Here is a 22,557-nt window from a genome sequence, read left to right on the forward strand (position 1 = left end):
CATTGTGGGAGCCGCTATTTAGTCATTTTGTTGACAGAAAACAGCAATCTCCTGGTCTAACTCTGCAATGTGTTCTTTAACAGAGTTCAGCAACTGAAGAATTTCAGGCTTGCTGTCATCTGAAACGGGCGTTATTTCTAACTGGTGGCTAAGATTAATCAACTTTTGCAAATTCAGGATGTTAGCCGCACCGTGGATGCGATGAATACACTGATGGAAAGTTCTGTTATCGCCAGCTTCTAGTGCATGAAACGCAGCGGGTAGATCTTTATGCGTTTCATGCAGGAAAGTCATGAGAATCTCCTGCATCAGTTGTAGATCGTTCGCCGTATTATTTTTCAGGGCCTCGATATCAAGGTGGCGATACTGAGGTGCAATAGGCGCAACCTGGTGTAACTGACTTAAATGTGTTTTCAGTACATCCAGGGTCAACGGTTTGAACAAACATAAGTTCATGCCGCAATTTAACCCTTTTTCACGTTCGTTAGCCTGTGCGTTGGCTGTAAGCCCCCAGATGGGTAAGGAAGAATTTTGCTCACGGAGTTTGCGAGTCAACTCAAAACCATCCATATTCGGCATATTAACGTCAGTAATAAGCAGATCATAATGTTGCATACTGACTTTGTGTAGCGCTTGCACACCATCAGTGGCTTCATCAACATCATATCCTAATAGATTTAGCTGGCGTTTGAGTAATAGCCTGTTGGTCGGATGATCATCCGCGATTAATATGCTCAACTTTTCAGGTAGTGTGATAGGTTGTTCTGCTTTTGCCTCGACAGCCGCCACTTGTTGGGTAATTTCTACCGGGATTGTGATCGTAAATGTTGTTCCTATGCCTGGATGACTTTCTAATGACAAATCACCCTGCATGTTTTTAATTAATTCTTTGCAGATCATTAAGCCTAAACCAGAACCTGTTTGCTGACGACCTGCACTTGTTTGGCTATAGCGTTTAAACAGTTGTTGTTGTTCTTCCTGCGATAATCCACTTCCAGAATCCATAATCGTCATTTTGATAACAGCGTGGTTGTCATCAATGTGACCCAGGGAGGTCGTAATTTTTACTGCCCCCTCGGTAGTAAATTTGAGAGCATTACTCAGTAAATTAGATAAGACCTGCTTAAACGCCTGAGGGTCGATCTTAACCAGGTAGCGTTCAGGAAGCGTACTGCTGCAACTTAATGCGATCGATTTGCTTGCAGCAATCGCACCGAAAGAGTGACAAGTGTTCTGGACTAAAGTAGGGATATCGACCCATTGTGGTTGAAGTTGATAGTTACCCGATTCAATTTTGTCGACATCAAGGATTTCACCAATTAAGCCGAGGAGTGATTGTCCGGTGGCGTAGGCAAGTGAAATCGCCTCCACCCGTTGTTCCTTGCTAAGACCAGAACCCGACAGTAGTTCCAGGAAGCCCATAATGGAGCTTATTGGTGTTCTTATTTCGTGACTCATTGTTGCCAGAAACTGGCTTTTTGCGACAGTTGCATTGATCGCTTTATTTCTCTCTACTTCGAGTGCATGAATTAAATCACGCGTCTCGGTAATATCTTGCCAACCACAAATATAAACAGCATGTTCGCTTGCTGGCAGATTACATAAGGTATGCCAGTGATTAATGCATCTTTTCTCGATGCCATTATCAATTTCAAATACCTGTGTGTATATTGTTCGGTTTTCTTTCGTTTCTGCTGTGACTTCATGCGTATTAGAAAAAACATCTTTAAAGGGGGATTCACTGTTTTCTAATGGTAACATTGCACTTTTATAGTAATCAGCAGTGAAATAATGTTCAAATGCACTATTGTGACTAATGACATTACCTTGCCAGTTTACAACATAAGTTGGATTCGGTAAGGAATCCGAGAGTGCTTTTCGGAATGATATTTGGTTTTCTAAATCACCCTGAATGACTTTACGACGACGAACTGAGCGTAACAGGTAGAATCCCCATAAAAGGCTACTGCCAACTAATAAAACGGATAATGTCGTGACAATATAAAATTGCTCGCTATAGAGGTCCCATGTGTCAATGGTCACATTGGGCATTTTAATCCATTTTTCCGTCAGGCGCAGAACTTCGCTTGGGGGAATTGCATTCAGTGCTTTATTAATAATATCCTTAAGTTCCGGTTCTCCGCGAGGAAAAGCGAACGAAAGTGATGCATTCTGAACGCCGGGAATAAGAAAATGATAAAGTTCATTAGGATAGTAATGGTCGATCATGTAACGCGAATTTAACTGTGTCGCGACCAGAGCATCAAGTTCACCTTCCTTGACCTTGTGAAATGCAGCGCTGGCGTTATCGACTTTTATCCACTCTACCTCCGGATACATCTCTTTTAATTGCGAATGAAGCTCATAATAATATGGAATGGCAACTTTCATTCCTTTTTTTAATGTTTGTTCACTGTCAGGCGCTTTTTGCATGACAAAAACGTAAGGCGTTGTTATGAAGGCTTCAGCAAATGAAACATTATTTTCTCGATCTTCACTATAAATAGCGGCGGGCAATATATCCCATCCACCGGGGTTAAGCTGTGTCCCAGCATGAATATTGTGTGAAACGGTGATCGGAGAAAAATTTAAACCTGTTTGCAAGGTAATAATATTAAGAATATCACCCATCACGCCCCGAACTGAGCCAGTTTCATCTGTCATAGAATAGGGTGGCGAGTAAGGATTTTCCAGCACCTTTAAATCGGGATGCTGCTTAATCCACTGTTTTTCATGTTCAGTGAGTTCTAATGGTTTGTTCAGAAAGGCCAGGTTTCCTGTATCAAGCCAATTTTGTGATACTTCATAGCGAACTTCATTTGTTAAAGCATCAACAAATCGATTGAGTACTTCATTAAGAACGATTGAATCTTTTCTGGTTAATAAAAAGTTATATTGACGCGGTGAGTTATAATACTTCACTACATTTAAGGAGTGAGTAAAATAACGGGAAATCATACTGCTGGTAATGATGTTACTACCAATAAAGTAATCATTCTGTCCGGCTGAGACGGATGCTAATGCCTGATATAAATTTGTAAAAGAGATAATTGTTGCTTTTGGAAATGATTGATGAATTACCTCGTCTGGGGGATAATTTGCTACTCGAGCAATATTTACTGGTTTTGATGAGGTAAGCGGTCGCATTGAATCGTGAAGGGTAGTGACCAACGCAGGAAAGGTAATTATCAGAGGATTAGTTGCAGCAATGTCATCATTAAGAGGCGGCGAAGCAACTAAATGTGATAACACTATATCAACTTCACCGTCTTCCAGCGCGTCCATTGCTTTTTGATGATCTGCGTATTCCCGGAGTGTTAATTTGATATTTAACGCTCTTTTTAAAAGATTTAAATAATCAGCATTAATACCACGAATCCGTTGCTGCGAATCGGTATGCAACAACGTAGCTGTTTGGGACTTGTGTACTGCAACCACAAGATTTTTTTTGCTCGCGAGCCAGCGTAATTCCTTGTTGCTCAGACGTAGTGGATCAAGTGTGACACGGTTGTTACTACTGATGCCACGATATTCGATGTAATCTCCGTCTGCGAAACTTATGGTCGACCAAAGACCACAACAGAGAAGAAAAATATAGGGTAAAAACTTCATGTGGTTAGCCGATTTTGTTACGTTGTGCGAATGTATAAAGATCCATCAGTGATTTGCATTCTAATTTTTCCATCAAGCGACTTTTATACGTGCTGACAGTTTTGTTGCTGATGAACATTTTTTCAGCAATGTCATTATTATCCTTGCCATCAAGAATATACCGCATGACACTAATTTCTTGTTTCGATAAGGAGTCGAGTTTTTGCTGGTCGGACGTTAAACTTCCAACAAACCGGTTGAGAGAGAAGGGGAAATAGCAGTAGCCATTTTTTGCAGCTTCAATAGCCGCAATGATATTGTTCATGCCTTCTTTTTTACTCACGAAACCATTAGCGCCAGCATCAGCACAATGTTTCCCGTAAAAATGGTCATTTTTAGCGGAGACAATAATAATAATTCCGCTATATTGGCGCTTTCTCAGCGTTTCTAACACCTGGATACCGTTAACTCCGGGGATATCGACATCAATGATGACGATATCAGGTTTAAGTGTTTCCACCCGCTGAACGGCACTTCCGCCTTCAGTCAACTCTGCTAAGATTTCAATATCGTTTTTGATCAATAAATTACGAATTGCTGCGATAGCAAGAGGATGGTCATCAATAATTATTGCGTTCATAGATTATTCCCTTTGCAATGAAGCATTTCCCTTCTCCCTGTAGTAATACAGACATAAGGCATCATCTCATTTTCTCAATAAAAATAAGAAAATTTGAGCTTCCTTTAAGATAATTCGACAAGTATACCATATAAATAGTCGGCATAAATAAAATGTCAACAATAAAATCAGGGATGATACCGATGATTTATAGTTTCACATTAGCACTATAAGTCTTCTCACTAATCCTACAGGCGTAAGAATTGTATTGCAAAAGCTACGGTTTAGTCCTCTGTTGTTTCTTTTGCACCTCATTTAAATTAGGCCTCCAACGTTCCTGGGATAATGTGCAACACATGCACTGTGTTTGATATGAAGAATGAATACTCTTTTCATTCAATTCATAAATTTCATCTATGCGAAATGAGAGATAATAGTGGAACAGATTAATTCAAATAAAAAACATTCTGACAGAAGAAAATATTTTGCTTTGTTAGCGGTGGTTTTATTTATTGCGTTTTCAGGTGCCTATGCCTATTGGTCAATGGAATTAGAAGACATGATTAGTACAGATGACGCCTATGTCACGGGGAATGCAGATCCAATTTCTGCACAAGTTTCAGGCAGCGTCACTGTCGTTAATCATAAAGATACGAACTACGTTCGACAGGGTGACATTTTAGTCTCACTGGATAAGACTGATGCCACTATCGCACTCAATAAAGCTAAAAATAATCTGGCCAATATTGTTCGGCAAACGAATAAACTGTACTTACAGGATAAACAATACAGTGCCGAAGTCGCTTCAGCACGTATTCAGTATCAACAATCTTTAGAAGATTATAACCGTCGTGTACCTTTGGCGAAGCAGGGGGTTATTTCAAAAGAAACGCTGGAGCATACCAAAGATACGTTAATAAGTAGCAAAGCGGCATTGAATGCCGCTATCCAGGCTTATAAAGCGAATAAAGCTTTGGTAATGAACACACCATTAAACCGTCAGCCACAAGTCGTTGAAGCGGCGGATGCAACCAAAGAAGCCTGGTTAGCGCTTAAACGTACGGATATTAAGAGTCCTGTTACCGGCTATATTGCCCAGAGAAGCGTTCAGGTCGGCGAAACAGTGAGCCCCGGACAATCGTTAATGGCTGTCGTACCGGCACATCAAATGTGGGTTAATGCCAACTTTAAAGAAACACAACTCACGGATGTACGGATTGGTCAACCGGTCAATATTATCAGCGATCTTTATGGTGAAAATGTTGTGTTTCATGGTCGGGTGACAGGGATCAATATGGGAACCGGCAATGCGTTCTCCTTATTACCTGCACAAAATGCGACAGGGAACTGGATCAAAATCGTTCAGCGTGTCCCGGTTGAAGTTTCTCTTGATCCAAAAGAACTCATGGAACATCCCTTGCGCATTGGTTTATCGATGACTGCAACTATTGATACCAGGAACGAAGACATTGCCGAGATGCCCGATCTGGCTTCAACCGTGACGTCCATGCCTGCTTATACCAGTAAGGCTTTAGTTATCGATACCAGTCCGATAGAAAAAGAAATTAGCAACATTATTTCGCATAATGGACAACTTTAATGGCAATCACTAAATCAACTCCGGCACCATTAACCGGTGGGACGTTATGGTGCGTCACTATTGCATTGTCATTAGCGACGTTTATGCAAATGTTGGATTCCACTATTTCTAACGTCGCAATACCGACAATATCTGGCTTTCTGGGAGCATCAACAGACGAAGGCACCTGGGTTATCACCTCGTTTGGCGTAGCAAATGCCATTGCGATCCCTGTTACCGGCAGGCTGGCACAAAGAATAGGCGAATTAAGGTTATTTTTACTTTCAGTCACTTTTTTTTCGCTGTCTTCCTTAATGTGTAGTTTATCGACCAATCTTGATGTGCTGATATTTTTTAGAGTCGTTCAGGGATTAATGGCGGGGCCGTTAATTCCACTGTCACAGAGTTTATTATTAAGGAATTATCCACCAGAAAAAAGAACATTTGCTCTGGCATTATGGTCTATGACCGTGATTATCGCGCCGATATGTGGGCCGATATTGGGCGGTTATATTTGTGATAACTTTAGCTGGGGTTGGATATTTTTAATCAATGTCCCTATGGGGATTATCGTCCTGACATTATGCTTAACCTTACTTAAAGGAAGAGAAACTGAGACTTCACCGGTCAAAATGAATCTACCAGGACTGACCCTGTTAGTGCTCGGTGTTGGTGGCTTGCAAATTATGCTTGATAAAGGGCGCGATCTGGATTGGTTCAACTCGAGTACAATAATAATATTAACAGTAGTATCAGTTATTTCTCTGATCTCTTTAGTCATTTGGGAGTCGACCTCAGAGAACCCGATTCTTGATCTCAGTTTGTTTAAGTCCCGTAATTTCACCATTGGTATTGTGAGTATCACATGCGCGTATTTATTTTACTCTGGAGCGATCGTCCTTATGCCGCAGTTACTCCAGGAAACGATGGGGTATAATGCGATATGGGCCGGACTTGCTTATGCGCCCATCGGCATCATGCCACTATTAATATCACCTTTGATAGGACGTTATGGCAACAAAATTGATATGCGGTTGTTGGTGACATTTAGTTTTTTGATGTATGCGGTTTGCTATTACTGGCGTTCTGTGACATTTATGCCAACGATTGATTTTACAGGCATCATTTTGCCACAGTTTTTTCAGGGATTCGCCGTTGCCTGTTTCTTTTTACCCTTAACAACGATTTCGTTTTCAGGCTTGCCAGATAATAAATTTGCCAATGCCTCGAGTATGAGTAATTTTTTTCGTACCTTGTCAGGATCAGTTGGTACGTCGTTGACAATGACGCTGTGGGGACGCCGCGAATCGTTACACCATAGTCAGTTGACAGCAAACATCGATCAATTTAACCCCGTGTTTAATTCATCGTCACAAATTATGGATAAATACTATGGTTCGCTTTCAGGAGTTCTTAATGAAATTAATAATGAAATAACCCAGCAGTCACTTTCTATTTCTGCAAATGAGATTTTCCGTATGGCGGCTATTGCTTTTATCTTACTTACGGTTTTGGTTTGGTTTGCGAAACCGCCGTTTACAGCGAAAGGCGTTGGGTGATGGAAAAAGAGGAGACTATAGCAGGTAAAACGGCAGAATCTTAAGTCTGCGTCATCGGCAGCATCGCTCACCCAGGGAAAGGATGGCGATGCTGCGTTGAAACGTTATTAACGGCCTTTTGCCAGATATTGATTCATCTCTTCTTCCGGCACCATTCCACCTCCCGTCGCCCACACCAGATGAGTGGCATTACGCAGTTGTTCTGCGCTGAAACCGTGCATCTGTTGGTAACTTACTGATGCGCACACGCGCTGAGGCCCGGCCATACCCGCCAGTGCCGAAGATTCAAGACGAATACCTTCTTCCTGCGCCAGCCAGCCAAGCATGTCATACATGGTTTGATCGCTAAGGGTATAGAAGCCATCCAGCAGACGCTCCATCGCCCGCCCGACAAAGCCTGATGCGCGACCAACTGCAAGGCCATCCGCTGCGGTAAGGTTGTCGATACCAATATCCTGAACAGAAATCTGATCGTGTAATCCTGTATGGACGCCTAACAACATACAAGGGGAGTGCGTTGGTTCGGCAAAAAAGCAGTGAACATGATCGCCAAACGCCAGTTTAAGTCCGAATGCGACGCCACCAGGACCACCACCAACACCACACGGCAGATAGACAAACAGAGGGTTATCAGCATCGACGATACGACCTTGCTGGGCAAATTGCGCTTTAAGACGCTGGCCAGCGACGGAATACCCAAGGAACAACGTGCGGGAATTCTCGTCATCAATAAAGAAACAGTTCGGGTCAGACTGCGCTGCTTTACGTCCTTCCTCGACGGCAACACCATAATCTTGCTCATATTCCACGACCGTAACGCCATGGCTGCGCAGTTTCGCTTTTTTCCATGCCCGGGCATCAGCAGACATATGTACTGTCACCTTAAAGCCAATGCGGGCGCTCATAATGCCGATTGATAACCCCAGATTTCCGGTTGAGCCCACAGCAATGCTGTATTGGCTAAAGAACTGTTTAAACTCCGGAGAAAGCAGTTTGCTGTAGTCATCTTCAAGCGTCAGCAACCCCGCTTCCAGAGCCAGTTTTTCTGCATGTGCCAGGACTTCATAAATCCCGCCGCGTGCTTTTATGGAGCCGGAAATGGGCAAATGGCTATCTTTTTTCAGTAGCAGTTGCCCGCTGATCGGTTGTTGATATTCCTTTTCCAGCCGTTTTTGCATAGCCGGAATGGCAACCAGTTCTGATTCAATAATCCCCCCAGTAGCAGCAGTTTCAGGAAATGCTTTTGCCAGATAGGGTGCAAAACGGGATAAGCGCGCATGGGCGTCCTGAACATCCTGTTCGGTCAGGCCAACATAAGGTAAACCTTCAGCCAATGAGGTCGTGCCAGGATTAAACCAGGTGGTTTCTTTAAGAGCAACCAGATCCTTTACCAACGGATACTGGGCGATGAGCGAGTTCATTTTAGCGTTTTCCATAGTACGTCTCTTTGCGCTTAGATGATAAATGACAGCAGGAATGTGCCCGCCAGAGCGATGACTGAAGCGATAAATGTCGCTGTCGTATAGTATTTAAATGTTTCATTGAGCGTAGCGCCGCAATATTGCTTCACCAGCCAGAAAAGCGAGTCCGTAACGATCGTGCAGCCAATCGCACCTGAACCGATAGCAATCGCAATAATTTCCGGGCTGATGTCGGGATACAGCGGCAGCATGGGTGCAACAATTGCCGTTGCCCCCATCATTGCCACCGTAGCGGAGCCCACTGCAGCATGCAGAATAAGTGCCACCAACCAGGCCAGAAGAATCGGGTGCATATGCATATTGGAGAGAATAACTGCCAGCGTATCAGCGAGACTGCTGCTTTTTAAAATGGCGTTGAATGCGCCTCCGGCCCCGATAATCAGCAAAATATTAGCAATAGAACCGAAGCCATTTTCCGTATGTGTGAGCATTGTCCCCATGCTCATATGCTGGCGTATACCCAACACATAATAGGCGACAAACACGGCGATAAACATGGCAGTAATAGGGTTGCCAATAAACTCAAGCAAGGTATACAAACCACTCTCACGCGCCATATTCAATTCGGCAATCGTTTTAACCAACATCAGCGCAATGGGTAGCAGTATGGTGAATAACGTTGCGCCTAATGACGGTAGTGTTTTTTCATCGCGAACTTTGAGATCGGCAAACTCTGTGGGTACAGGTTTAAAGGGCAGTCGTTGACCCAGAAATTTAAGGAAAAGTGGGCCACCGATCAGTGATGCCATCAGCCCAACCAGCAAACCGTAGACGATCACCGAACCGATATCTGCGCCAAGCTTATTGGCAACATATAAAGCAGCCGGATGTGGGGGAACCACGCAATGCACTGCCATCAATGCGGTACACAGCGGAATGGCCAGCTTTAACAATGAGGTATTGGTTTTTTTGGCAATTGAAAAAGCCAGAGGAATCAATAGCACGACGCCCACTTCAACAAATAGCGTGATGCCGCAAATCAGGCCAACCAGCACCATAATGACATCAGCTGAAAGCCAGCGACAGCGTTGAAGTGTCAGACCAATTCTTTCTGCGGCCCCGGATACTTCCATCATTTTTCCCAGTATCGTGCCCAGGCCGATAACCGCAGCAAGGAACCCCAGCGTTCCGCCAATTCCACTTTCAATAGCATTTACCATATCCAGTGGTCCCATACCCATCATCGTTCCCACGAAGAAGCTGGCCAGCAACAGCGCCAGAAACGGGTGGAATTTGAACTTCACGATGGTCAGTACAATTAACACGATGCTGATAAGCAGCGTGCTCACAACCCAGATTTGAGAGTGCATATCTCACCTTCCCCTGTGATTAACCTGATGATATTGGACAAAAAAACAACGCAGGCTGACAAACGATAAAATTTGCCTTTCACATGAGCTAAATTGCATCAAGGGAGTGATTTACATCTAAAAATGAAGGTGAATTGAGATATGGTTCACTTTAGCTCACCTTACAGCTGAAATTTTGCCGCTATTTTTTTACACTTAAGAGAAAAATGAGGTGATTATGGAACCCCTTCGTGAAATAAGAAATCGACTGCTTAACGGCTGGCAACTATCAAAACTGCATACTTTTGAAGTGGCAGCCAGGCATCAGTCCTTCGCCCTTGCGGCAGAGGAATTGTCGCTGAGCCCCAGTGCGGTAAGTCACCGTATCAATCAGCTGGAAGAAGAATTAGGTATTCAGTTGTTTGTTCGTTCCCATCGCAAAGTGGAATTAACGCACGAGGGGAAACGCGTTTATTGGGCGCTAAAATCGTCGCTGGATACCCTGAACCAGGAAATTCTTGATATCAAAAATCAGGAATTATCGGGAACGTTAACGCTGTATTCCCGGCCCTCTATCGCCCAATGCTGGTTGGTGCCCGCATTAGGTGACTTTACACGCCGCTATCCGTCTATTTCGCTCACCGTGCTTACTGGTAATGACAATGTCAATTTGCAACGTGCCGGAATCGATTTGGCAATATACTTTGATGACGCGCCGTCAGCGCAATTGACTCATCACTTTCTGATGGATGAAGAAATCCTGCCTGTATGTAGCCCGGAATACGCTCAAAGACATGCTTTAACCAACCAGGTAATTAACCTGCGCCACTGTACGTTGCTCCATGACAGACAGGCATGGAGCAACGACTCCGGTACGGATGAATGGCATAGTTGGGCGCAACATTATGCGGTTAATTTGCCGACATCTTCTGGGATTGGCTTTGATCGTTCTGATTTAGCTGTTATCGCTGCGATGAATCATATTGGGGTAGCGATGGGAAGAAAACGCCTGGTACAAAAAAGGCTTGCCAGTGGTGAGCTCGTCGCGCCGTTTGGCGATATGACGGTGAAATGCCATCAGCATTATTACATCACCACATTACCGGGCAGGCAGTGGCCAAAAATTGAGGCATTTATTACTTGGTTAAGAGAACAGGTAAGTCAATATGAATGTTATACCTTATAATACATTAAATCATCTGGTTCCTAAATAACCTTATTATGCACTGTAAGTGTATGTTGGCTTTATAAATTGCAATTTTTATATGGGAATTGTTTTGTCAATAGTTACGAAAAGGATAAATAAAATAACCACATCTTCTTGGCGTCGAATATTGGAGAGCGATAATTTATAGTAAACTAGATTACCAGAGAAAAGATAAGTGGCAATATATTTGCTGGTGGCATTTTTATTAAATATTATATGTGTTGGTTTGTGACTTTAAAAAAATTAATTTTTAATAAAAAGGTGATTTATTTCTCATTTTGATTAATATTGAGGATCTATTATGATTATCAGTTGTATGTCATAAAAATGAGGGGCTAAAAGCCTCAATGAATTGAGGCCTTTAGAACAGGGGTTATATCTTCTTTATATCTAACACATCACCCTCCCATACTCGTTTAAATCTTGCTGCATTACTGGCTGTATATAATACCGTATGATGTATATTTCTGTGCCCTAAATAATCTTGTATTAGTCTGGTGTCTAACCCTTGATTAGCTAAAGCATACCCACAACCATGCCTAAGCATGTGAGGATGAATATTAATATTCATATTGTGACTATATTTCTTACACATCTTATACACATATTGTCTCGAGATTTTATTTCCTTGACAAGAAAGAAATAAAGAGTCTTCAAAAGGTTTTTTTACTATGTTATCACGTAGTGCTAGCCATTTTTTTAATAACAGAACAGTTTCTTTTTGCAGGGGATGTACTGTGGATAATCCATTTTTTAAACGCTTGATATATATTGCTGACTCTGAAAAGTCAATGTCGCTAATCTTTAGTGCAATAAGCTCGCTTACCCTAAGACCATGTACATATGCCATTTGTAACATGGCTTTATCTCTAATTTCATTTTTTGAACCGTTGATGGCTTCAAAAAATAACAACCATTCACTATGAGTAATAAATTTGCGCATAATATTATCGGTTATACTAATTAAGTTAAAAAATAAACTATAAATACCAGAGCCTGGTATTATTGCTTGTTTTTTATAAGCAAATAATGAGCTGGGGTTTAAATTATGCCACTAAATGGATATTCATCAATACCCCGCCAGAGAGATAGTTGCCCAGCGGGCATAGATCATTATTAGTCAACTAATGAGCATAAATAAGCACAAGGAGGTGTGTATTGTGAATAGTAATTCAATGACATGCTGGTGGTTTTTTTGTGGTGAAAATATTTGTACCTTTTTGTTTACGGATGAAAAATAAACAGTCATATTATTTTGGTTAATTGTTGTGTTAGTTTTAACACTCGGTGATGTTTTTTGTTATAGTGCATTAATTTTTAAATAAAAAAATTCATACATTCATGGATGTAATATATACAAGATACAATGTTAATTTTAGATAAAATATTAATTGCATTGGATACTTTTTAAATATGCCGATGTTGAGCTTAATTTTATGAGGGGATGCTATTTCGGGTTATAGGACTTTTTTATAATCATCTTATAGGGCTCTTTATATTTACAGGAGGGTTTTGAACGATAGTTACATAACGAAGGTTGTTTATATGCGTTTACAAGCGATTAATTAGATTAGGTGAATTTTAATAAATTAATCTATAATCATACAGCAACTATATGAATTATATTATTGACTAAATGTAATTCTTTCATCATAGTTGACATGGCTATTTTATATAAATAGAGGTGATTTATGCAAAACAGAAAATTTTTAACGCATCATGAAATTAATTTACTACTTCAATCTGTAAGACAAAAGAGTTGCTCTTCACGCGATGTTTGCATGATTTTATTGGCTTATTTTCATGGTCTGCGTGTTAGTGAGCTCTTATCTCTGCAGTTGTCGGATTTAGAACTAACTACAGAAAAAATATATATTCAACGGATAAAAAATGGATTCAGTACAGTCCATCCACTTCAAAAGGAAGAGGTGATTGCAATAACAAACTGGCTGAATGAAAGGAATTCATTAAATGTTAAACATTTCAATGATAACCCGTGGTTATTTGTTTCCCGAACAGGAAAACCATTATCGAGACAACGATTTTATAACATAGTTTCTGCTGCGGGTAAAAATGCAGGTTTAAATATTAAAGTTCATCCACATATGTTACGCCATGCATGTGGTTATTCACTAGCAGATAATGGTGTGGATACCCGTCTTATTCAGGACTATCTCGGGCATCGTAATATCAGGCATACGGTAATTTATACTGCTTCTAATTCAATGAGATTTGAAAAAATGTGGGGGAGAGGTGACGCAAAAAAGCAACATTTTGACCCAAAATGTAAACCCAATCTTTGTTTAGAAATTCTCGTATAGAAAAACATTTTTTTCTATAAAAAACATTAAATTTACTGATTTAGATCAATGTGTGACGTCAATCTACACATAAAGAGGTAGGTTTGTCTTCTTTTTAATCTTTGGCGTATAAAGCCAAAATGTAAATAATAATCAAAATTATATTCTGAATTAAAATAAATACGCAGGTTTTTTACCTGCGTTTTGTGCTATTTGTAGTTAATTAAATTGATGTTGTCAAAATGGGTCATTTTGTAAACCTGTGCCTCAAGGTTTGTCTCCCCCCGGTGTGCAAAGCAAAAGGAAATTGGGAAAGGGGATAACAGGAAATTGATTGCATGGTTTTGATTACGACGACAAAAAATATTTTTATAATTCAAGCAATTAAGAGTATGCGTTGGCGGGGTTTTTCGTACGTGAAAGTCATCGCTGTGGACGACTATTCTTCTCTGATTCGTGATTTTGGCACATCTTGCTTTCGGGATGAGCAATCGTTGTTGTTACCTGTATTCCCTGATAATGATTCTACTACCTGTATACGCTCACTGTATTTCATTCACCAATGGCTAAAAAGCCAGCCTGTCAATATTCCGTGCCTGGCATGGGGGGATAATGGTGTAGTTAGTAATAAAGGCATACCTTTCATACCGTGGAAATTAACAGCAGAGCAATTTTGTTTCTATATAGATAAATTTATCAATGGCTGGAGGTGCAAAAAAAATATTCGCGCGAGTCATAAAGTTTCTTTTTTAGAACGACAATTATCCCCGAGGGAGAAAAGTATCTTTATATATACCAAGGAAGGAAAAGATATTGCATGGATCTCTAACACCTTGGGTATATCCAGTAAGACTGTGTGGACGCATCGTCGTAGAGCTATGGATAAACTCGGGGTAAAACGTTTACATCAATTTATAAATATTCCGCGTTCCCTTATTAGTGAAAATATTCAATTATAATGTACGTTCAAGAGTATTAGTGTTATGAATAAGATATATAAAGTCATTTGGAACCATACAACCCAAAAATGGGATGTTGTTTCAGAATTGACGAGTTGTAGAAAAAAATGTAAATCAACTCGCTTAGGAATTGCTTTATCAGCAATGGTTCTGGGGGGCGCTATTGCAATTAATTGCAATAACGCAATGGCAGATGTCATATTGTCACCAGACTGGCGTCCGGGTACGAATAACTCGGGTGTTGGGGCTGCAACAGTAAGTGGTAAAACCGAATACATCACTGGTCCAAATGTCGTCCAGTCTGGTGGGTCAGGTCTTATCTGGATGACTGTAGAACAGGCAATTTTAAATGGTTACACCACTGGAGATAATTTATCCGGATTGATTTACGTCAATACCGGAGAAAAAACAAAAACCATTACAGTGAAGGATGAGGTTACTGGCGCTTATCAAACACTTCAAGTGTTTGATACTGACTCTTTCTCACAACGCGATGCGGGGACTGGAGGAAATGAAACCATTCCTGGTTTTAGTGGCACTGCAGATTTTTTCAATGCGACACGTTTTGTAACAGCCAATAATGGCGGTACAGCTATTTTGGATGTGGGTTCACCAGCAATCGGTAATTTTTTTAAAAATACACAGCTTGCTGTAGCTGATGGAGAAGGTTCCTCTGTTGTATGGAACTCGGTCAATGATTTTTATTTTCAGCCTGGTGCAACCATGCAGGGGGGCGGCGTTACTCAAAAAATCATTGACTCAATGAAATATGCTGGAACAATTACTGATTGGGCGGGAAAAGTACACCATATTAACTCTCTTGATGATTTAAAGCAATATAATCAATATTTGATAAAGTCACTAGAGGACAAAACGCTTTCTTATAAGCAGTATGATGCTGAATTTAATAAGGCCCTTATTGTCACCAAGCATAATTACAATGTGGATATGACCGCTGGGGGACGTATAGACTCAACTCCTTACAAAGAAAATGTAGGGCTGCTTGCTGTTCTCCATGCAACCAATAACGCACGAGCAATATTAGGTAAAACGGGTAAATTAACTGGAGTTCTTCCTGCCTATGGGAATGGAGGAGGGATCGTTGCAACTAATGGTGGGACCGGTGTTAATGAAGGGGTCATTGATGCCATTGGTACTGAAATGATTGCCTATCAAGACAGTACCATTGTTAACGATGGTACACTTTTTGTTTGGGATAATAATGATAAATATGCTCTCCAGGCAGAGGGGATGGTTGCCGGTAGTAATGGTTCTTCAGCCATTAATAATGGTGTTATTAATATTCGCCCATTTAAAAATGCTTTCGCTCCAGAGGGGATTAACACCGCAATTGTTGTTAGTAATGGGGGCATGGCAACAAATAAAGGCACAATAAATATTACTGCCGATGCATCAACTAATGATAATAATGGCAAAACACGAGGTGTAAATGTTGGAGCTGGAGGCTCTTTTATTAACTCGGCCTTCGGGAGCATCAATGTAGGTATTGCGGAGGATAAAACTGCGACTCATTCGGCTGTGGGTTCTGTTGCGATTGAAGTACAAAATGGTGCAAACAAAGTCGTTAATGAAGGTACTATTTTTTTGGGCAGGGGGGCTCAGGGGAACTACGGAATCCTGGCAAAGGATGCCGGGAGTGTTGATGTGGTAAATAAAGGGACTATCACTATTGACGGTTATGACAGTGATGCACCTGCACTGAATGTTGGCATGCTGGCAAATAATAGCTCCGGGATGAAAAACTCCGGGATTATCAATGTTAATGGTCTGAACAGTACCGGGCTACAGGTAATCAATGCAGGGCAATTAAATTCTGACGGTACGATAAATGTTGGCGGCGAGGGTATCAGTAGTGGTTTCCGTAACTATGGTGCCTGGGTGGAAGGTGCCAGAAGCAATGTTAATGTATCCGGAAAAATCAATCTTTCCGGTACTGGTGCTGTGGGGGTTTTTGCCAAAGATGGCGGCAGTCTTACCTTGTCAGGCAATGGTGCAGTGCTATTTGGCAGCAGCGATCAGATAGGCTTTTATGTCTATGGAAAGGACTCTGCCATTCATAATACCGGAAGCGGTGTTATGGATGTGTCCACTGAAAACTCAACATTATTCCGTATTGCCAGCGGTGCGACATTCCAGGGAACTGCAGATGCTTCTTCTGCACTTACGGCGTCTGGTAAGAACTCTTATGCACTTATTGCCACGGGGAAATCGGATGGCGGTGTGGCCTCGACAGTAACGTCTGGAGGAATGACCATCAACCTGACGGGGGAGGGGGCTACAGCGACTTTAATTGAAGGGGGAGCGCAGGGCACAATTGAAAGTAATGCCATTATCAATATGGATAATGCCAGTGCAATAGCCGGTATTGCGGATGGCAATGGCTATGATATTTCCGGCAAACTCATTAATCCGAAGGACAAGACCACACTATTAACGGCGGGGGCTCAGTTAAGTTCCACCCAGGATAAAGTGACCGGGTATATCGCCCGTAATGGGGCCACTCTAAATAATACCGGTAATATCATCTTTACTGGAAAGAATACAGTGGGCGTCCGGGTTGAGGAGGGTGCTGTTGGTACCAACAGCGGAAATATTACAGTTCAGGATGGTGGTGTGGGACTAATTGCTAATGCCACACAAGATGTTACAACGATTAATAACTCGGGAAATCTCGTTCTCAAGGGGGGAGATAATGCTAACCGTACAACGGGTATAAAAGCATCTGGTACAACAACAACGGTTAATATGACCGCGGGTACTATATCTTTGCAGGGACAGGGGGCGATTGGCGTTGAGGCCAGCAATAAAGGGACTGTTAACCTTGATGGCTCGGCAGTACCGAACTTTGCTTCTGACGGCTCTGGTATTACCGATCAGATTGCTTTTCGTATTATCGGAGATGGTGCAACCATTAAGACGAATATTGCACCGGGAACTCTGCTGGATGCCAGTGGGGAACGTTCTGTACTTTTCCGTATTGAAGATGGGGCAAAACAGGCCGGCTCTTTGCTGATGAAAACCTCCGGGACAGGCAGCCGTGGTATCTGGGCCACAGGGAAAGGGAGCAATGTCCTGGCTGATGCTGGCAGTGATTTCCAGATCCTGGGCGCTCAGGCTCAGGGATTATATGTAACTGGTGGTGCGACAGCGACGCTGAAACAGGGGGCATCAGTTAACCTTGTAGGGGATGGCGCTGTTGTCGCGGAAGTTGACGGAAATGAATACGCTCTGGATGGCAGTATTACACAAACGAATACTGGCTCGGTTATTACCAATGAGGCAGATATCTCTTCGCCGCTGAATAATGCCAAGGGCTTTATTACGCGTAATCAGGGACTGTTGATTAACAGCGGCAACATTGATTTCACTACCGGTACAGATAATATCGGCGTCTGGGTTGATAATGGTCGTTTTGAAAATACAGGAAGCCGTATAGCGGTCAATGGCGTTGCATTATTTGTTGAAGGTGAACACGCTCAGATTACCAGCACGGGAGGGGATATCGTCGCTGTGGATGGTGAGGCTGCCATTAAGCTGGGGGCGGGCGCGTCACTGAACCTGGCAGGGAGTGGCCTGGGAACGATCGAAGGTCAGAAAAATGCGCATGGCATCCTGCTGGATACAGGGGCTGTGGGGCTGGTTATTGATGGTGCGAAAATCAATGTTAATGCTGCAGGTGCGGTCGGTCACGGGATTGAGAACCGTGCAGAAATTGAAGGCATTCAGTTAACCAATACGACTGAAATTAATGTGGCTGATGGCATTGGTGTGCGAACTTCTGCTTCTCTGGCCAAGACCAACAGCGGCACTATTAATGTAGACGGCAGTGGAATTGCACTGGCGTTCCAGAAAGCTGACGGAAGTGAAACCGATAATAACCTGGATATGTCTGACTCCGCTGGATTAGTCATTAATCTGAAAGGCACGGGCGGCACGGGTATTTTCGCCAACACTAAAGATGGTGCTGTCGTGAAGAGTGGTGCAAGTGTCAATGTTACACAGGCCGATGGCGGTTCCGCTCTGGTGGTTAACAATGCGGCCAGTGAAGTGGTTCAGAGCGGTAATCTCATCTCTGCTTCTCTGAGTCATGCCGTAGTGGATGCTTCAAAAGCACAGTCCTTTACCAATAAAGGTCAGATTAAAGCTGCGTCCGCCACCGGGACTGCAATGGCGTTTGATGACGCCGTGAATACCACCGTACTGAATGACAGCGGTGCTGAAATTCAGGGGGTTGTGGCTCTGAACGGCGGTGATAACACATTCACCAATAAAGGCAGTATTACCGGAACCGTCAGTGCAAAAGAGGGTAACAATACATTTTTATTTGATGATGGCAGCATACTGACAGGAGAAGTGACTGCAGGAAATGGCAATAACAATGTAACGCTCAATGGTAAGGCTCATGTTGATAAGGTTACTGCCGGTACCGGGAAGAACACCTTCACCATTAAAGGCGAAGGGGCAACCTGGAACCTGCTGGATGGCGGGCAGGGAGATTCTGATTCCCTGATTTTTGATAACGCCATTCATACGCTGGATTCTGCTGTAAAACTACGGAATTTTGAACATGTCGGGCTGAAGAACAGTTCGCTTGTCACTCTGAAGGAAGCTCTTGTGCTGACCGATGGGGGGACCGGCCCGGGTTCCGTCGATATTGAATCGGGCAGCGAACTGGCCATTATTCCCGCAGTTGCAGGCAACTTTACCTTTGATCCACTGTTAACAGGCACAGGAACACTGTCTGCCCGTCTTGATGCCGACACATCTGCTTTTGAATTCAGCCATAACGTCGGGGATCAATTTGCCGGAACTCTGAAGCTGGGTACCAGTAGCTTTGCTCTGGAAGGGCTGAATACGAGCGGGTTAACCCATGCAATGCTGATGTCTGAAACCGGGAATATCACAACGGTTGGCTCCGGTGTTCAGCAGATTGGCGGTCTTGGGTTCAATGGCGGAACGCTGATTTTTGGTTCCGTTATGCCGGGCGATACCATTGCCAGCAACAGTATTGAAACCTCTGCTGCAGGTACGCTGGATATCCGGGGGAAAGGCACAATTCAGGTCACCATGCCAGATGAAGTGATTAATGATATTCCGGCTGTTGATACCCGTAAGAATCTGCTGGAGCAGGATGATGCGCAGACCCTGGTCACACTGGTGAATGCAGCGGGTACCGTCACCGGTACTGGCGGGCAACTGCAACTGGTGGATGAAAACGGGCAGGCTATTTCTCACAGTCAGACGTTTGATGTCACTCAGGGCGGTGAAGTTGTAGCTCAGGGAAATTATGACTATAAGCTGCTGGGAAGCTCCGACGGTATTAAAGGTGACGGACTGTACATAGGCTATGGGCTGAAGTCGCTGGATTTACAGGGAACCGGTGATAAAGCGCTGGTGCTGACACCGAGAGCGAATGCCCAGGGACTGCAGACAGATCTTGGCGCACAGTTAACGGGGGCAGGGGATCTGGCCATCGAAGCTGCGGGGCAGGTTGTCACACTGTCTAACGGCGGTAATAACTACACCGGGGATACGCTGGTGCGCAGCGGCACATTACAGATGGCAAATAATAATGTACTTGGCGCAACAGGTAATCTGAACGTCGCCAGCAATGCAGTCTTCAGAACAAACGGATACAGCCAGACTGTCGGTGCACTGCAGACAGAAACGGGAGCGCACATTCAGCTTGATAGCGGTAGTGTACTCACGGTCAGCGGCACGCAGCGTCAGCCGGGGGATGATAATGGTGGCATCATTGAAAACAATGTGCTGTCCGGTGAGGGAACGCTGGCTGTCACGGGCAGCAATCTGACGGTACATGGCACCAATATCGGGTTTACCGGTAATGCCAGCCTTACCCAGGGGGCGCTGGTTGAAATGAACGGCGCACAGGGGCTGGGAAGCCAGGGCTCCATCAGCTTTGAAAGCCTTAATGATCGCCTGGCGATTGATATCGCCGACGGTAGCGGAGTCAGCAGTAACCTGAGTAAATCGCTGTCCGGAGAAGGTTCAGTGGGTATACTGAACACCACTGATCTGACGCTTTCCGGGGATAACAGTAATTTCAGCGGTGAATTCCGTGTGCAGAAAGATGCTGCTCTGCGGGCTTCAGATGAAAAACACCTGGGCACCGGGCTGATTGACAGTGATGGTGTCACCTGGCTTACCGCCAGTGGAAACTGGTTACTGAAGAATGATATTACTGGCTCCGGCGCTCTGGTGAAACAGGGGGCGGGTAATCTGATCATTAATCATGAGCTGACTTATACCGGTGATACCACGGTTGAGAATGGCGTTCTGATTGTCGGTGATGATTCAGTCACCCGTGCCGCTGGCGCGACGTTGTCAGGATCCAAAAACATTCATGTTCTTAATGGCGGCACACTGAGTGGGCTGGGGACCGTTTCGGGTCAGGTTAATAACCAGGGAACACTGGCATCACTGAATGCTCTCTCAGGTTATGAAACGGCAGAGGCGGGCAATTTTACCGTTGGCTCACTGACCAATACCGGCGTCATTCGTCTGGCCGGTGGTAAGACAGGAAATACCCTGACCGTAAATGGCGATTACACTGGTGGCGGTACGTTAATTATCAATACCGTGCTGGGGGATGATACTTCTGCCACTGACAAACTGATTGTCACGGGTAACACCTCCGGTGATACCGGCGTGGTGGTGAATAATGTCCGGGGCCAGGGGGCTCAGACCGCTGACGGCATTGAGATTGTGCATGTCGGTGGGCAGTCTGACGGTAACTTCAGACTGCAGAACCGTGCGGTGGCAGGGGCATGGGAATATTTCCTGCATAAAGGTAATGCGGGTGGTACTGACGGTAACTGGTATCTGCGTTCTGAATTGCCGCCAGAACCACAACCGCAGCCGCAGCCACAACCGCAGCCACAGCCACACCCCACGCCGGATAAACCTGTACAGAAGGTCTATCGTCCGGAAGCGGGCTCTTATATTGCGAACATAGCGGCAGCCAACACGCTGTTCAACATCAGAATGCACGATCGTGAGGGGGAAACTTACTATACCGATGTGTTTACTGGTGAGAAGAAAGCAACAAGTATGTGGATGCGTCATATCGGCGGTCATAATCGCTGGAAGGACAGCAGTTCACAGCTGAATACGCAAAGTAACCGTTATGTTGTGCAACTGGGTGGCAGCATTGCGCAATGGACTGACGGTCAGGACCGTCTGCAACTGGGGATTATGGCCGGTTATGGAAATGAGAAGAGTTCCACGACATCCTCGCTTTCGGGATATAAATCTAAAGGTGCGATCAATGGATACAGCACCGGTTTATACGGAACGTGGCAGCAGAATGACGGTAATGACAACGGGGCTTATGTCGATACCTGGATCCAGTACGGATGGTTTAATAATACCGTTAATGGTGAAAAACTGGCTGCGGAGTCCTGGAAATCCCGTGGATTTACCGGTTCAGTGGAAGCGGGTTATACCTTTAAAGCCGGCGAATTTACCGGTAGCCAGGGTAGTCACTATGACTGGTATATTCAGCCGCAGTCCCAGATCACGTGGATGAATGTAAGAGCCAGTGAGCATACGGAGAAGAATGGCACGAAAGTTCAGCTCAGCGGAGACGGTAATATCCAGAGTCGTCTGGGCGTCAGAACTTACCTGAAAGGTAAGAGTGCGTCTGATGATAATAAGGCGCATCAGTTCGAGCCATTTGTGGAAGTTAACTGGATCCATAATACACGGAGCTGGGGTGTCAAAATGGATAATACGGCACTCAGTCAGGACGGAGCTACAAATATTGCTGAAGTCAAAACGGGTGTTCAGGGTAAATTGTCAGATAACCTGAATGTCTGGGGCAATGTTGGTGTTCAGGCTGGCGATAAAGGGTACAGTGATGCCCAGGCAATGCTGGGTATTAAATATATATTCTAATCACACAGTGGCAGGAGGGGACCTCCTGCCACCTC

At 43.8% G+C, this 22,557-nt stretch carries 11 protein-coding genes; 6 read left to right on the forward strand and 5 right to left on the reverse strand.

Features of this window, described 5'->3' with window-relative positions:
• Positions 1 to 18: 18 nt before the first annotated feature.
• On the reverse strand, positions 19 to 3,612 hold the full coding sequence (evgS, locus tag ACJHX7_RS07225; protein WP_094029665.1) for an acid-sensing system histidine kinase EvgS: 3,594 nt from the start codon (positions 3,610 to 3,612) through the stop codon (positions 19 to 21).
• Positions 3,613 to 3,616: 4 nt separating this feature from the next.
• Positions 3,617 to 4,231: an acid-sensing system DNA-binding response regulator EvgA gene (gene evgA, locus ACJHX7_RS07230; protein ID WP_000991370.1), complete on the reverse strand. Its 615-nt coding sequence runs from the start codon at positions 4,229 to 4,231 to the stop codon at positions 3,617 to 3,619.
• A gap of 415 nt (positions 4,232 to 4,646) precedes the next feature.
• Here evgA and emrK point away from each other — a divergent pair, with 415 nt between their 5' ends.
• Both emrK and emrY read left to right on the forward strand, forming a co-directional pair.
• Positions 4,647 to 5,810, forward strand: a complete 1,164-nt coding sequence (emrK, locus tag ACJHX7_RS07235) for a multidrug efflux MFS transporter periplasmic adaptor subunit EmrK (RefSeq protein ID WP_000435155.1) — start codon at positions 4,647 to 4,649, stop codon at positions 5,808 to 5,810.
• Positions 5,810 to 7,348 carry a multidrug efflux MFS transporter permease subunit EmrY gene (gene emrY, locus ACJHX7_RS07240; RefSeq protein ID WP_094029666.1) on the forward strand — a complete coding sequence of 513 codons (1,539 nt, stop codon included), beginning with the start codon at positions 5,810 to 5,812 and terminating at the stop codon, positions 7,346 to 7,348. The genes emrK and emrY overlap by 1 nt, the downstream gene beginning before the upstream one ends.
• Before the next feature lie 107 nt (positions 7,349 to 7,455).
• On the opposite strand, the gene dsdA is transcribed toward emrY, so the two are convergent.
• Together dsdA and dsdX are read right to left on the reverse strand one after the other, a co-directional pair.
• Positions 7,456 to 8,784, reverse strand: coding sequence for a D-serine ammonia-lyase (gene dsdA, locus ACJHX7_RS07245; RefSeq protein WP_410231550.1), 1,329 nt, complete (start codon positions 8,782 to 8,784; stop codon positions 7,456 to 7,458).
• A 17-nt stretch (positions 8,785 to 8,801) separates the two neighbouring features.
• On the reverse strand, positions 8,802 to 10,139 hold the full coding sequence (gene dsdX, locus ACJHX7_RS07250) for a D-serine transporter DsdX (protein ID WP_000556035.1): 1,338 nt from the start codon (positions 10,137 to 10,139) through the stop codon (positions 8,802 to 8,804).
• 217 nt (positions 10,140 to 10,356) lie between these two features.
• Here dsdX and dsdC point away from each other — a divergent pair, with 217 nt between their 5' ends.
• A complete protein-coding gene (gene dsdC, locus ACJHX7_RS07255; protein ID WP_015674714.1) occupies positions 10,357 to 11,304 on the forward strand; it encodes a DNA-binding transcriptional regulator DsdC in 948 nt (315 codons plus the stop codon).
• Between the two features lie 394 nt (positions 11,305 to 11,698).
• Here the strand turns inward: dsdC and ipuB are convergent, their stop codons facing one another.
• A complete protein-coding gene (gene ipuB, locus ACJHX7_RS07260) occupies positions 11,699 to 12,268 on the reverse strand; it encodes a tyrosine-type DNA invertase IpuB (RefSeq protein ID WP_001224626.1) in 570 nt (189 codons plus the stop codon).
• 748 nt (positions 12,269 to 13,016) lie between these two features.
• Here ipuB and ipuA point away from each other — a divergent pair.
• The 3 genes from ipuA to ACJHX7_RS07275 all read left to right on the forward strand — a co-directional run bounded on the left by ipuA (position 13,017) and on the right by ACJHX7_RS07275 (position 22,522).
• Positions 13,017 to 13,646 carry a tyrosine-type DNA invertase IpuA gene (gene ipuA / locus ACJHX7_RS07265; RefSeq protein WP_001181154.1) on the forward strand — a complete coding sequence of 210 codons (630 nt, stop codon included), beginning with the start codon at positions 13,017 to 13,019 and terminating at the stop codon, positions 13,644 to 13,646.
• A gap of 317 nt (positions 13,647 to 13,963) precedes the next feature.
• Positions 13,964 to 14,584, forward strand: a complete 621-nt coding sequence (locus tag ACJHX7_RS07270; protein WP_000243051.1) for a helix-turn-helix transcriptional regulator — start codon at positions 13,964 to 13,966, stop codon at positions 14,582 to 14,584.
• Positions 14,585 to 14,608: 24 nt separating this feature from the next.
• Positions 14,609 to 22,522 (forward strand): phase-variable autotransporter adhesin UpaE, encoded by a 7,914-nt coding sequence (locus tag ACJHX7_RS07275; protein WP_094029668.1) that lies wholly within the window; start codon positions 14,609 to 14,611, stop codon positions 22,520 to 22,522.
• Positions 22,523 to 22,557: the final 35 nt, after the last annotated feature.

Origin of the sequence: Escherichia sp. WS1451 (genome assembly GCF_046487365.1) — a bacterium.
In the GTDB taxonomy this organism is placed as follows: domain Bacteria; phylum Pseudomonadota; class Gammaproteobacteria; order Enterobacterales; family Enterobacteriaceae; genus Escherichia; species Escherichia coli.

Excerpts from the sequence above, each read along its gene's own strand:
- dsdX (WP_000556035.1), bottom strand. The coding sequence starts at position 10,139 with ATGCACTCTCAAATCTGGGTTGTGAGCACGCTGCTTATCAGCATCGTG.
- dsdC (WP_015674714.1), top strand. The coding sequence starts at position 10,357 with ATGGAACCCCTTCGTGAAATAAGAAATCGACTGCTTAACGGCTGGCAA.
- ipuA (WP_001181154.1), top strand. The coding sequence starts at position 13,017 with ATGCAAAACAGAAAATTTTTAACGCATCATGAAATTAATTTACTACTT.
- emrY (WP_094029666.1), top strand. The coding sequence starts at position 5,810 with ATGGCAATCACTAAATCAACTCCGGCACCATTAACCGGTGGGACGTTA.
- ACJHX7_RS07270 (WP_000243051.1), top strand. The coding sequence starts at position 13,964 with ATGGTTTTGATTACGACGACAAAAAATATTTTTATAATTCAAGCAATT.
- dsdA (WP_410231550.1), bottom strand. The coding sequence starts at position 8,784 with ATGGAAAACGCTAAAATGAACTCGCTCATCGCCCAGTATCCGTTGGTA.
- ACJHX7_RS07275 (WP_094029668.1), top strand. The coding sequence starts at position 14,609 with ATGAATAAGATATATAAAGTCATTTGGAACCATACAACCCAAAAATGG.
- evgA (WP_000991370.1), bottom strand. The coding sequence starts at position 4,231 with ATGAACGCAATAATTATTGATGACCATCCTCTTGCTATCGCAGCAATT.
- evgS (WP_094029665.1), bottom strand. The coding sequence starts at position 3,612 with ATGAAGTTTTTACCCTATATTTTTCTTCTCTGTTGTGGTCTTTGGTCG.
- ipuB (WP_001224626.1), bottom strand. The coding sequence starts at position 12,268 with ATGCGCAAATTTATTACTCATAGTGAATGGTTGTTATTTTTTGAAGCC.